General features: G+C 34.6%; 8 protein-coding genes. 4 read left to right on the forward strand and 4 right to left on the reverse strand.

Features of this window, described 5'->3' with window-relative positions:
- Positions 1-13: 13 nt before the first annotated feature.
- The 3 genes from TERY_RS17740 (at position 14) to TERY_RS37360 (ending at position 3935) form a co-directional block, all read left to right on the forward strand.
- Positions 14-2563 carry a glycogen/starch/alpha-glucan family phosphorylase gene (locus TERY_RS17740; protein ID WP_011613087.1) on the forward strand — a complete coding sequence of 850 codons (2550 nt, stop codon included), beginning with the start codon at positions 14-16 and terminating at the stop codon, positions 2561-2563.
- Between the two features lie 633 nt (positions 2564-3196).
- Positions 3197-3448 (forward strand): transposase, encoded by a 252-nt coding sequence (locus TERY_RS28600; RefSeq protein WP_196797333.1) that lies wholly within the window; start codon positions 3197-3199, stop codon positions 3446-3448.
- Positions 3449-3617: 169 nt separating this feature from the next.
- Complete coding sequence (locus tag TERY_RS37360) at positions 3618-3935, forward strand: hypothetical protein (protein ID WP_370495773.1); 318 nt, start codon at positions 3618-3620, stop codon at positions 3933-3935.
- Between the two features lie 489 nt (positions 3936-4424).
- Here TERY_RS37360 and TERY_RS17750 read toward each other — a convergent pair whose 3' ends face one another.
- The 3 genes from TERY_RS17750 to TERY_RS25665 form a co-directional block, all read right to left on the reverse strand.
- The gene (locus tag TERY_RS17750; protein ID WP_011613088.1) at positions 4425-5810 is read right to left on the reverse strand and encodes an IctB family putative bicarbonate transporter; all 1386 of its coding nucleotides are present in this window, start codon (positions 5808-5810) and stop codon (positions 4425-4427) included.
- Positions 5811-6461: 651 nt separating this feature from the next.
- The gene (locus TERY_RS17755; protein WP_011613089.1) at positions 6462-7871 is read right to left on the reverse strand and encodes a hypothetical protein; all 1410 of its coding nucleotides are present in this window, start codon (positions 7869-7871) and stop codon (positions 6462-6464) included.
- Positions 7872-9388: 1517 nt separating this feature from the next.
- Positions 9389-9568: a hypothetical protein gene (locus TERY_RS25665; RefSeq protein ID WP_052845834.1), complete on the reverse strand. Its 180-nt coding sequence runs from the start codon at positions 9566-9568 to the stop codon at positions 9389-9391.
- 1187 nt (positions 9569-10755) lie between these two features.
- Here TERY_RS25665 and purF point away from each other — a divergent pair.
- On the forward strand, positions 10756-12237 hold the full coding sequence (purF, locus tag TERY_RS17765) for an amidophosphoribosyltransferase (protein ID WP_011613090.1): 1482 nt from the start codon (positions 10756-10758) through the stop codon (positions 12235-12237).
- A gap of 1368 nt (positions 12238-13605) precedes the next feature.
- Here the strand turns inward: purF and TERY_RS17775 are convergent.
- A complete protein-coding gene (locus TERY_RS17775) occupies positions 13606-14232 on the reverse strand; it encodes a chorismate lyase (RefSeq protein ID WP_011613091.1) in 627 nt (208 codons plus the stop codon).
- Positions 14233-14733 lie beyond the last annotated feature (501 nt).

A 14733-nucleotide genomic window follows, 5' to 3' on the forward strand; every position in this document is an offset into this window, starting at 1 on the left:
TTAAGGAGCGCTAATGAATAAACCTGTAAATAAATCTGTAAACTCTACTACTAAAACTCAAATTCAAATAGAAGACGATCGCACAGGCATGAGTGTCAAGACTCTGAGAAGGGCCTTAGCTGATAATTTATTTTATCTACAAGGGACTTATGAGTCAATGGCAAAAAAGGACGATTTTTATCGTGCTTTAGCTTATACTATACGCGATCGCCTACTCCAACGCTTTCTCTCTACAATTCGTACCTACAATGAGAAAGATGTTAAAGTAGTATACTACCTATCGGCCGAATTCCTCATGGGTCGTCACCTAGGTAATAGTTTAATTAACCTAGGCATATATGAAGAAATTCGTCAAGCCGTTAGCGAATCTGGATTGAACTTAGATGAACTACTAGAACAAGAAGACGATCCAGGTTTAGGAAACGGGGGTTTGGGTAGGTTAGCAGCTTGTTTTTTGGACTCTCTAGCTACCCTAGAAATTCCCGCTATAGGTCATGGTATTCGTTATGAATTCGGCATTTTCACCCAAAACATACAGGATGGGTGGCAAGCAGAAATACCAGATAAATGGCTGCGCTTTGGAAACCCCTGGGAAATAGCTCGTCCAGGAGAACAGGTAGAAGTCAAGTTTGGTGGCACCACAGAAGGATATCATGATGAGAAAGGTAATTATCGGGTAACATGGGTTCCAGCTCAAACTGTTGTGGGTATCCCCTATGACACTCCCGTTCCTGGCTATAAAGTCAATACAGTTAATCCCCTACGTCTTTGGCGTGCAGAAGCCAGTGTAGATTTTAAGTTTGAAGAATTCAATTCTGGAAACTACGATGGTGCAGTAGCAGAAAAAATGAGTTCAGAGACCATATCAAAAGTACTCTACCCGAATGACAACACTCCCCAAGGTAAAGAACTTCGGCTCAAACAACAATATTTCTTTGTTTCCTGTGCTTTACAAGATATTCTCCGCCGGCATTTATTGCACAACCAAAACTTAGATAACTTAAGCGATAAAACAGCAATTCAATTAAATGATACTCACCCTGCTGTTGCTATTGTGGAAATGATGCGGTTGTTCATAGATGAGTATGATATTGACTGGGATCGTGCTTGGCATATTACTCAACATACTTTTGCCTATACTAACCATACCTTATTACCAGAAGCGTTAGAACGGTGGGGGATCACCTTGTTTGGTAGTTTGCTACCTCGACATTTAGAGCTCATCTATGAAATTAATCGGCGCTTCATAGAGCAAGTACAAACTTGGTATCCTAAAGATAAAGAGTTAATCTCTCGTATATCTATAATTGAGGAAAGCCCAGAAAAAGCAGTGAGGATGGCTAATTTAGCGACTATAGGCAGTCATGCGGTCAATGGGGTAGCAGCTCTACACACAGAATTGCTCAAAAAAGGCGTACTTCAAGATTTCTACAAACTTTTCCCAGAAAAGTTCATGAATAAAACTAATGGAGTAACCCCCCGTCGTTGGATTTTATTATGTAATCCTAAACTTTCGGCCTTATTCTCTGAGAAACTAGGAGATAGTTGGTTACGAAATTTAGATCAACTCAAGGAACTTGAAAAATATGTTGATGATGTAGAATTTTGTAAACGTTGGCGACAAATTAAGCAGGAAAATAAAGCTAAACTAGCAGAATACATTTTAAAACATAATCGGATAGAAGTGGATACTAATTCTCTGTTTGATATTCAAGTCAAACGTATCCATGAGTATAAACGCCAACATTTGGATTTATTCCACATCATTACTCTTTACAACCGCATTAAGCAAAATCCTAAGATTAATATTCAACCTCGCACATTCATTTTTGGTGGCAAGGCAGCTCCTGGTTACTATATGGCTAAGTTAATTATTAAGTTGACTAATGTTGTAGCTGATATAGTTAACAACGACCCAGATGTGCACGGTCGTTTGAAAGTAGTTTTCTTGGCTAACTTTAATGCTTCATTAGGTCAGTTAATTTATCCTGCTGCTGATTTATCCGAGCAAATTTCTACTGCTGGCAAAGAAGCATCGGGAACTGGTAATATGAAGTTTGCCATGAATGGAGCGATGACTATTGGTACTTTTGATGGAGCTAATATTGAGATTCGAGAAGAGGTGGGAGCAGAAAACTTCTTCCTTTTTGGTCTAACTGCTGAAGAAGTTTTTGATTTGAAGGCTAAGGGTTATCAACCTTTAGATTACTATAATACAAATTCAGAGTTAAAGGCTGTGATTGATCGAATTACTAGTAGTCAGTTTAGCAAAGGTCATCCTAATTTATTCAAGCCTCTGATTAACTCTATACTGTACAATGATCAATATATGCTATTAGCTGACTATCAGGCTTATATTGAATGTCAGGAAAAAGTTAGTCAAGTTTTCCAAGACCCCAAAAAATGGACAAAAATGTCTATTTATAATTCTGTTCGCATGGGTAAATTTTCTTCTGACCGTACAATTCTTGAGTACGCGAAAGAAATTTGGGGAGCAACACCAGTTAAGATTAATCAAGGAAAATATAATCAAAATGATGCTGGTTTGAAAGTAGATAATTAATTGGTCTAATTTTTAATTTTGTAGGATCAGGTATAAAACTGATTTGATTTAAGTTAATCTGATGAAGAGACATTCTTAGGAATGTCTCTTTATTATTAGAGAAGTTAAAGGCAAAAGGCAAATGGCAGGAGGATGAAATTCTCAATCATTTGTAGGTGTTAAGTCATGCATTCATAGATTAAGATTTTATAGACTCAAAACTTTGATACTACAGTAATTTCAGAAAATTATTGGTAATATTCTTTGGGGAATTAGTATAAATCTCATTATATTAACACACTAGGCAGTCAATCAGTCTTCTCCATTGACTAGTCATCATTATATTAACACATTAGGCACTCAATCAGTCTTTTCCAGTTACTAGTCATCTCAGGTAAGTCCTGTAATCTTTAAACTTAAACAATAACTATGTATGATAGGTTGACACGAGGAACTAACAATATCGTCCATAAAGAGACAAATGGTTATAATTCTCCGGCTCCTTGGCATTATTTTATAGAAACCATTTGGTATCTTTTGAGGAATAAGGTATATAGTTAAGTAGCGATCGCCAATTATCCTAAACAAAAGTTAGGCAAATGCCATATTCAAGCAGTTTAACAGATCAAAAATGGGTTCTGATTTAACCATCCCATACCAAAAAAGAAGAAAACTTGTCCAACAAAATGGAGCAAGAGAGAAATTTTAGATGGTATCTTGTATCAATTAAAAAATGGTTGTAACTGGTGCGATCTACCCAAAAATTTACCTCCTTATTCAACAGTATTTTGGCATTATAAACAATGGCGAGAATCAGGGATAATTGAGAAAATTAGAGATATATTGCATTATCAAGTACGTCAACAGGTAAAAAAAGCGCTCCGGGACAACTTTAATAATCATTGATTCACAAGCGGTAAAAAATACTTGTAATGCTAGAGTCAAGTCCAAGGGATTCTGTTTTTACAAGGCTAATAAAGGAATTAAGAGAAACCTAGCAGTAGATAGTCTCGGCTTTCCTTTTTTTACTCATTGTACGAAAGCATCAGTATCTGATGATGTTGGATGAATAGAAATGTTATCAGATAATATTAACTATTTTAGATCTAAACCAATTAACATTCCTAAAATTACTATCTTACTTGATAATGGATATCACCCCGAAAAAATCATACAGGAGTTAGAAAAAATTTATCCGGCAATTATGACCAAGATTCGGTTTAAACTATCACCAAAACCATCAAAGACGGAGAAAGAAAATCTTGGAAAAACAGGATTTATTCCTGTGAAAGTAAGGTGGGTCATAGAAAGAACTAATTCCTGGATGGAAAGGTGTAAAAGCTTGACCAAAAAAATTGATGCGAACCCTGGAAAATTCTACTGCCAAGATTAATATTTGTTTTATTCGACTAATGCTTAAGAGATTGGCGTTGGAAGAGGATGGTGGCGGTAGCTATATCGCCTAAGTTTTGAGAGATACACTCAGGGGTTCCATACAAAATTATTCGTATTGACGCACTACTACGGTGCTTATTTGTTGGGTTTCGTTCTGCGACCCAACCTACAGGGCTGACTATCCCCTATCCCGTAACCCCTGTTTTCTAATCTAATACAGCACTTGACCTTGTTATGAGGTATCTCTAAGGGAGCAAGATGCTTGCACTACATAATTTTATAATTTTTACTATCCATTTTGTACCTTATATCCCGAAATCTGCTGTATCATTTCCGGATAATCGTTCGTCAACCACTATTATAGCAGTAAGTATTATGGTTAGGATACTTATAAATACTAAAATAATTCAGGGACTACCTTTGACCTTTGAATTAGTACGGTACTTATTTGTTGGGTTTCGTTCTGAAACCAAACCTACAGGGCTAACTATTCCCTACTCCGTACCCCCTGTTGACTGCTATAACTAGCAATAATAGCCACCATCAACCACCAAATAGTATTAACTTGGGGACGATACCAGACCGTATCCACCAAACCATGACCTATCAAGCCCACCATAGCAGCTATCGCACCAATTAACCAATATCCTTGAGGGTTATCAGCATCTCGCAAACGTTTCAACTGCAATACACCCTGATTAAAAGTCACCAAAAGCAACCACAAAAAAGCAGTCAAACCAATAAAACCAGTTTCCACAACAATTTCCAAAGGCACAGAATAAGAACTCAAAGCACTATAACGGGGACGCTGATAGAGAGGATAAATCTTATTAAACACATCATTACCCGGTCCAATACCCAAAATAGGGCGATCGCGAATCATATCAAAAACAGACATCCAAACATTCATCCGAAAATTATTACTGCTATCTTGACGACCCGCAAAAACACTCAGGACGCGATCGCGCAAAGGTTCTAACAACACCACCGCTAAAATCAACAACCCGGCAAAACTACCCACAGCTATAGGCAGAGACCAAATTTGCCAAAAACTGGGCATATAGCTCCTCCACCAATACCACATTAAAATCAACATAGCAAACATCAAAGCTAAAAACCCAATCCAACTACCTCGACTACCTGTATAACGCAAACAAGCACAACTCACCAGCAATATTGTTACTGCCAGAGATTTTCGAGCCCAACTACTCCAAGCAAAAATTGCCACAAAACTCAAAGCAATAGCAGGCAACAAATATCCACCCAATAAATTAGGATTTCCCAAATAACTATAAACACGAGTCGCACCTGCTTGAGCAGAAGTAGGATCATTCCAGGTAGCCAGAGGTTCAACCTTATCTATCCATTGGCGAATACCATAAAAACTAACAACTAGAGAAACCAACAAATAAATATTGATTAACCAAGAGCGGAGTCTAGGGGATCTTAATACCAAAGACCCCGAAGCAAACAACAATAAATAAAGAGTCAACTTTACCCAGCCACTAAAAGCAGCAGTCTTTGCCGGAGATATCACCACTGCCAATGTCGCAATACTCCAGTAGAGGAATATTAATAGATGAATAGGAGTTAAATATTCCTGGGTGTTATCCGAGACCTTCAGCAATACCCAAAAACCAGCGCTAGCAAGTAATAAGAAACCAATGAGAGTAGTATTTACAAAAGGAGCTAGAGTAAATACAATTGCTAGCAACACAAAACCAAGAGGTTCTCCCCATTGCATTAACCAACTACCACGTCGCCAGTTATAGAGGGAACCATTAAGTAAACCATAGAGATAGCTTGCATTTAACCATTCAGAGTCAGAGAATGAGAGATTAGTTAGTGTTAACTTTTTCCAAACTGAGTTCATTGTTTATTTTATGATACCAACAAAAATAATAACAGGAGTTACCCACATAATAGAAATTATCCCATTTCTCAAAACTTATCTACATTTCCTAATAGTAGGAGACCCAGCCTCAACCCCGACTTTAGAGAGTAAGTGGGTAGGGACATTTGATCAGGACTTCTCTACAACATAAGAATAATTAACATGAACTTGGATCAAATTAAGCAAGAAGTTATTATAACCGTGTTCATCACTTAAATTTCTAAGGTGCTACCTAAGTATAGGATTAATGCATGGGAATTGGTATAGTACTATGTCCAGTTAAATACTTATACTTTGGAGGATTTTGGTAGAAAGCAGAAAGCAGAAAGCAGAAAGCAGAAAGCAGAAAGCAGAAAGCAGAAGGATAAAATTAACAATTATGGGAGAAAGTTTTTAATCAGTGATTATCCGGGTATGATATAAGTCCTGAAAATATTAAGCATTGACTTGATCACAGAATAATGATATAATAAAGAAAGTGTGCTAATATAGAGACTCAGTTTTTTCCTAGATATCTATTATTAGTTAAAAATAACTATTTATCCCAGAAGCCTGGTATTTTTTAGCTTGAGTTGGAGGGAAAACTTTCAAGCCTCAAATAAATATCTAATGAATAAAAATTAGCCAACCTTAAGATTTAATCATTCCTTCAAGGGCATTTTGCAAATCTTGAGTTAGATCTGATATTGCTCTACGACGTTGAGTTTGGTAAGCTGGCCATCGTTGAGAAACAGAAATCGGCTTTCCCACCGTCATTTCCACCCTTTGTTTTCCTAATCTGGGACGTTTTAAAGTATCACGACCTTTAATCCGATTAATCATATCCCATATTAACAAAATTGTATCAGCAAATCTATCTACTGTAGGCTTTTCCTTAATATACTCACCACTAATAGCCACACAACTTTCTACCAATCTCAGGTGCCACATATGGAGACTAGCTTCTTGTGCTAATCTGTCTGCCAAACCTCTATCTACAGCACAAAGAGTTCCCAGACTTTCAATATCTTCTCTATAAATACAATTCCATATTGCTTGTTCAAGGCGACGACAACGATCTATCAAATTACCCTTAGAATGAATATTAAAATATTCTTCTGCAACTTCTAGAGCAACATTGAGAAGAGTATTGAGGCGAGTCTTTATCATTTCATTCATCTGATCATCTGCTAGAGGTTCTTGGGAAAAACTTTCTTGAGTTAATTGAGGTAACTCTCGGTGATATGATCGTTTATAAAAATCTTCCATTTTTCCCAGTAAATGACCAGCTAACCTCAAAAGTCTTTGATAAAGTTTAGAAGGAGCTAATTTTTCTTGGTCAGAAAGATTTTCCATCCCTGGAGACAACCCACTATCTTTTTCTAATGTAGTTAAAAGTTTTTCCAAATTTTCCCAAGGTTCATCCAAATATTTGTATTGAATACCCACTGGGAGAATAAATACCTCTTCAGAACGACCTCCCTTAGATATGTCTTCAACGCACCAAAATCCCATTTGGGCAATACCAGGTTCTAAAGAACTAACTATTTCATTATGACCATTGGTAGCCCCTTCTGGAGCAGCCATAATTGGTAAACGACCATTGGCAAATAATTCACGGGCTGATTTTAGTCCTTGACGATCTAGTTTCCCCCGGTGAATTGAACTTCCCCCCAAATACGAATACCATTTACCTACAAAATAACCTGCCCATAAAGGAATACCTCGGTCAAAAATAAAGTGATAGTGGAGAAGAGATGGAAGGATAATTCCTCTTTGTTTAGCTTCTTTGGGCAATAGATACCAAATCATATATCCTATGCACAACTGGTCCTCAGTACTAGGATGACGAAATGCCATAAGGAAACGAGTTTTCCCTTGGTGAAAGCTTTGATATAGTTGAGCTAAAGTTTTTAGGTTGTCTACTTGTATATCAACAATAGATGTTTGGAACTTCAGCCACCAAGGTAAGATGAATTTAGTAACTTTTTGTACTAGAGGTTTGAAGTTAGGTGGGATCAACTCTAAAGGGGGTTGAGCTTGGATAATTGGGTGAGGCATTACGATTTTTGATTTTGGATTTGGTTATTTTCAAATATTTAATACCAATATAAATTATGTGATGTCTAAGAGTCGAGTGTCAAATTGCTAAATTATTTAAATTTTTATTTCAGAACCTGAATTTTCTAGCTTTTTGCTCATAGAATCAAGAGATATTAGTCCTCACTGCCAGCTTCTTATGAGCAGGAATTGCGATTACCATAAATACTAGTCATAGCTAAATTCACCCCGGACTCATCAACAATTACTAGATTATGTATATCTATGAAATCTAACTATTCTTGATACTTGTAGTCTTTTTTATTAAATTTTTATCACTCCTGTTCCAAAGCAAAAATACTTTTTTTTTACACTTATATTGAGTGATTTCAAAGTTAGATATATTGTTTATAAACTAACTTTTACTCCTGTTTTACTTTTAAAAAACTGGCAGAGCTCACAAAGCAAAATATCTGGTTTTTGTTGAATTTTATGTTCTTGTTAAAAATCAAAATTATCCTCAAATTTAGTTTTTAGCCTAACTCCTGTTCCAAAGCAAAAATACTTTTTTTACACTTATATTGAGTGATTTCAAAGTTAGATATATTGTTTATAAACTAACTTTTACTCCTGTTTTACTTTTAAAAAACTGGCAGAACTCACAAAGCAAAATATCTGGTTTTTGTTGAATTTTATGTTCTTGTTAAAAATCAAAATTATCCTCAAATTTAGTTTTTAGCCTAACTCCTGTTCCAAAGCAAAAATACTTTTTTTACACTTATATTGAGTGATTTCAAAGTTAGATATATTGTTTATAAACTAACTTTTACTCCTGTTTTACTTTTAAAAAACTGGCAGAACTCACAAAGCAAAATATCTGGTTTTTGTTGAATTTTATGTTCTTGTTAAAAATCAAAATTATCCTCAATTTTAGTCTTTAGCCTGACTCCATGTTATTTTAAATTGACAGTTCCTGTCCTGTGTTTTGATAATGCTAATGAAATTAGGGAAAAAGTCAAACTTACTTGAAATTTTTGGTAATACATCAAAAAAGTATTAGGAAAGTGATCAAGTTATATCAAGGACCGGAAGCGAGCACTAAACCAGAGCTTTATACTGCTGTGCTACCCTTGCAGCTAAAATCTAAATCAAATTGAAATAGTTAACCACCAACCTAACTGTGATTTCAGTTTGCTCCCAAACCTTGACAAGTTTATTCTCAAGTTTATTCTCAAGTTTATTCTGTCGTTGATGCCTGAGACCATTCTTTTGTCTGACTATACCATTAGTTCACTCTAATTGTGGAGTTCGCTATGTCACCAAGATAACTCAAACGCATCAATTTATTATAAGGGATATCTACAGTTTGTTTGAGGTAAGACACATCCGTATTGACTATCAACTACTACTATAGCTCTATGTTATAAGCAGGAAAAAGCTTGGGTTAACTGTTCACTTAACTTACTCATAGCAGTATCACAACCATTAATTCTTTCATGTATTAAAGGTAATGCCCAACTGCCCTTTGCTTCTGAAATTTAGGCTAATGTGCTATACCCAAAACCTACCCCTATTGGTTGATTGACTTTGATTTTACCAGGTTGATATTCATCGGTTCTTTCTTGCAGTACCACTGTATCTTGTCTGAGGCAAGCACTATGGTCTCCTAACAATAATAGTCTTTGATTTGAGGTGATACAATTAATATAAATTTCCATCAACTTGTATTTTGACGGATAACAGTCTTTTATAGCTTCCTAAACACTATGTTATTGTCACTGAAACACAGACGCCAAAGATAATTATGCTAGATAAATGGGATTTGAAGTTAAGATGCCTGCATCAGTAAGCTCAAAAACAGCATTCTTTGCATTTGCGAATAAATGATTAACTTGGTATCATCATTATTTTAACTTGTAACCAGGGATTTTGGCAAGATAATTTTTATTTCATGGTTGATTTTTTACCTTTTATTGACTTACCAAAGAACTAGATACTTACAAGCAAGACCAATCATACTAAATAGTATAATCATTAGTCATAAAAATGCTGGGATCTTCAATTGATATCAAATCTTGTTTCTCAAATTTATTGATTGTTTAATTTTCTTAAATCCTCTCTTTGATTGCATCTTCAACTATTTAGTCTAAGCTCCAGCACCAGAATTTGAACCTAAAATATTTACTTGAAAAGATTGCGACTCTGTCTATTGGGCTAGGTCAGCACAAAACTTTTTGTTCTCTCTCTAATTTGAACTGAGGAGATGATCACAAAAAAAAATAGCTATGATAAAAGACTTTTCCTGATTATTAAGTCTAGACTTGATCAACAATATTAGAATATTAGCGATCGCCTTAATTATATGGTAACAAATACTAACTCGATTAACATGAAAATTTATCTTTGATGACAAACCTACTATTTTGAAAGTAAGTTCTGACTAATATTTGTTCTCTTAGTAGATAGATAACTAAATCTTTATCAGGAGTTTAATTTTCCTTGTTTCTCCAACACAATCTACTTTTTCCCCAAGTCTACTTTGTCTTACCCCAGTTCTTCAGGTCAAACCCATCTTCTTTTAGAACTTATCATTCCCTTTGGATCTAAGAGCTCCAAGTATTTATACTCATTACTCCTTAAAAATGCCACAAGTTTCTAGAATGATTGATACATTCGCTCTGCCCTATTATCCCAATTATGCCCTTGTAAGCACTCCCCTATTCCCTAAACACGAAAATCATACATGCACTTTAGCGAGGCTAATCTTAAATATTTAGTTAACAGTACTTCACAAGATAGGTTACTATGGTTAAGGAAAGCTTAAAGTATTTTTAAGCTACACCTAGAGCTAATAATTTACTACCACCGAAAAATAACAATCCTGATTAGGAGTTAAATTTTAACAATGACTGATAACTGCTCTTCAAATACAGAAGAATTTTTCGTACATTACCAAAAAATAGATAAGCCAGAAGAAGCTTGTGGTGTTTTTGGGATTTATGCCCCAGAAGAAGATGTAACTAAACTTACCTACTTTGGTTTGTATGCTCTACAACATCGAGGTCAAGAGTCAGCAGGTATTGCTACTTTTCAAGGTGATAAAATATATATACATAAAGGAATGGGGTTAGTATCTCAGGTCTTTAATGAGTCAATCTTAGAACAATTGCCTGGTGATATAGGAATTGGTCATACTCGTTATTCTACTACTGGCTCTAGTCGTATTATTAATGCTCAACCTACTGTTGTTGAAACTCGTTTAGGGCAATTAGCCTTGGCCCATAATGGTAATCTTGTTAATACAGCAGAATTAAGGGAAATGTTAATTGAATGTGGGTGTAGTTTTAACAGCACTACAGATTCAGAAATGATTGCATTAGCGATCGCCACACATGTGAAAGTTGGTAAGAGTTGGCTAGAAGCTGCTATTAGTGCTTTTCATCTATGTCAAGGAGCCTTTAGTTTAACTATTGCCACTCAAGAAGGTCTAATGGGAGTGCGTGATCCCCATGGAATAAGACCTCTGGTGATTGGTACTTTAGAAAATACTAACTCAAAAAGATATGTTCTTGCTTCAGAAACTTGTGCATTAGATATTATTGGAGCAGAATATCTTCGAGATGTTGAACCAGGAGAATTAGTTTGGATAACAGAAAAAGGCATAGCTTCTTTCCACTGGAGTCAAAAAACTCAGAAGAAACTATGTATCTTTGAAATGATTTATTTTGCTCGCCCCGATAGTATGATGGAAGGGGGTAGTTTATATAGCTACAGACTCAGAATTGGACGTCAGTTAGCAAGAGAATCTTTTATAAGCGCAGATATGGTAATAGGCGTTCCTGACTCTGGTATTCCAGCAGCAATCGGTTTTTCCCAAGAATCAGGTATTCTCTATGCAGAAGGATTAATTAAAAATCGCTACGTTGGCCGTACCTTTATTCAACCAACTCCGCACATGAGGGAATCAGGTATCCGCATGAAACTTAACCCCCTCAAAGATGTTTTAGAAGGCAAGCGAGTAATTATAGTTGATGATTCCATTGTACGTGGTAATACTAGCAAGAAAATTGTTAAGGCTTTAAGAGATAATGGTGCCACAGAAGTCCACATGAGAATTTCTTCCCCACCAGTCACGCACCCCTGTTTTTATGGAATTGACACAGATAACCAGGAACAGTTAATAGGGGCAACAAAATCAGTCGCAGAAATTGCTGAACAAATAGGTGTTGACTCTCTAGCATATTTGAGTTGGGAAGGGATGTTGAAATCAACACAAGAGGACCCCAACAGTTTTTGTTCTGCCTGTTTTACTGGCAACTATCCTATTCCTTTACCAGAAAAACTGAAGCGTTCTAAATTAATATTGGAAAATCAAGTTAAAGTTTAAATAGTATCAGAGCTAATTATTTAATTTAGCTAAAATAAAGTTTTTATTTAACTTGGCTTTCATAAATATTAAACAACGGATGCCATAAGTTGCTCAACCTAAGTTGATGGAATTTTTAATTAAATAATTAAATATAGAATACAAAAGAATACAAAAAAATTAGCTGGAAAGCACTTATGTATTGATGATTCATAGATAATTATTGTAGTAATCAAGTAAAAAATGCTATAAAAAGCAATTTATTTTTTTCAATATATACTCTATCAATAAGCTCTTATCTTTGGTTGATTAATGATAATAAAGAATAAGCTTTTAAGCATTAATATTACCTACAGCAGATCAGGAGCAAATTATGTACAGAGTTATGAGTAAAAATTATGTAGTGCGGGCATCTTACCCGCCGCCTAGCTGTAGCATTAAACAACGGAAAGGGCTCTATAACAAAAAAAAGGAAAGACAAGAAAATACTAAAATATACTGGCTAAAAGTTGTAAGTAGTTGTGCAAAATTAATTACACATTTATATAAGCTAATTTTTTGGCTTTCTTGTGAGCTCAAATAATTATTGCTTACTGAAAAAAACTGTAATAATTTACAGATAAAGACTTGGGATTTTTTTGTGTGAAAAAGTTACAATCTTTTTACTCTAGTGAGCTGAAGCTTTAGAATTGTGAGCTTATTCGGGCAGAAAAATTGGGGGAAAATATTTCTTTTAAACGGAGGATAAATGAAGAAAAAATTATTCTTAAATGGAATCCTCAAATAACAAAAACAATTCTGTTAACATCATTTAAATACATAACAGCTTATATTGATAATTAAATACTAATAATCAATTTTTTTTTCCAAAAATAACCACACTGATTTTTCATATTATAGTGTGGTTTTGGAAATCAAAAGTCATACTAATACTTAATCCTTCTTTTTCATATTATCAATTCTTTCTTTATATTTATCCTCACCTTCTGTTTTAAACAAATCATCCTTTAACCAATCCAATAACTCGTATTCATCATCATCCCACTTACCATAATCGATACCAAAAGTTTTATAGAAATAGCCTAAGTCTTTCGTGTCAAGACTATAATAAATATATGTTTTCTGTAGCTTTTTTGACTTGTTTTATCAACTCTTGAAGTTTTTATTTATCTTTTTTTATTAACTCTTCTTTATCTTCTTTGGTTAACTCTTGAAGTTTTTCTTTATCTTCTTTATTACTCATATTTTATCTCCATTTTCCTCTAACTTAGAAACTTTAAACTTAAAGTATTTACTTACATTAAAAATAAAATACTTCATACAATCTTTGATAATTCTAATTTTTTAATAAAGTCTTAACATTTATACTTATGAAAAAACTAACAACTATTACTCCGGAAAATCCCTGTCCGTAATGCTTGTTTGTCCCAAATATTTGTTGAGATAAGGCGAAAACACCTCATAAATTAATGTCAGTGGTTGGCCATGATGCCAAAATAGATAATGTCGTCCCCAAAAAGGCCCTGACTCACCAAAAGCAAACTCTAATTCTCTAGAATGCCCATAATAAATTCCCTGGACATCTCGATACAATTCTGTACGCAAACGAGCTAAACTTGCCCAAATTGGTAAAGACCGATTTTGCAAATACTCATCTACATGACTCGCTTCCCACCAAGATGAAGCATAAGCCAATCTTTGTCCAGAAGCTGTTCTTAGCCATACTTGTCGCCGTAATCTTGGGCCAGGTACAGTATGAATTAAATCAGGAGCATTATCCAGGTTCATCCCAATTGAGGACATATCAATTACATCAACTTCTGTTGGTTCAGTTGTTAATAGCTGCAAGTGACGAGTTGGGGAGCCATCTCCCAGAAGTAATATTTGCCATGGGGGTGAAAGTAGCGAATGAGGTAAACCTTGGCGAACAACTTCTTCTCCTCCTTGCCATAAGGGAGTTAAGGAATACCATCCTCTCGGCTGTATTGTCTGGTTCTTAGGTGAAATAGTACTCATTTGAATTATTAGTTATTAGTTATCAGTTATCAGTTATCAGTTATTAGTGCCTCTGGCTAAAGTCTATAAATGAAATACTAAAGTTTATTCTTTTTATCTCTTATCTAGTGGAGCAGGGGATATAATTTTTTGGTCAATGTTCTTTTTTGCAAAATTTAATTTTTTAGTATAATTATAGCGTCTTTACTTAATGATTTATACTAGCATCACTAAAAAAAGTAAGTCTGAAGTCTCACCCATAAGCGGGGGGATTTTTATGCATTAAAATAGTAATAATTATGCTATTATGTTATTAGTTTATATAAAAATCATGAAGGATATATTTAAGTATTTTTATTTAAAATAATACAACTAATTTAGGATTACTGTAGAGTGTTAATAATCAGATTATTTATTATTTGGGAAAAAAAATTACAGTATTTATTCAATAGTTATATTATTTTTTTTCAAATTACCATGATAAAAAAAATACAATATAAATTAATTTTAGGCAATCAAAAA

Origin of the sequence: Trichodesmium erythraeum IMS101, from assembly GCF_000014265.1 — a bacterium.
In the GTDB taxonomy this organism is placed as follows: Bacteria; Cyanobacteriota; Cyanobacteriia; order Cyanobacteriales; family Microcoleaceae; genus Trichodesmium; species Trichodesmium erythraeum.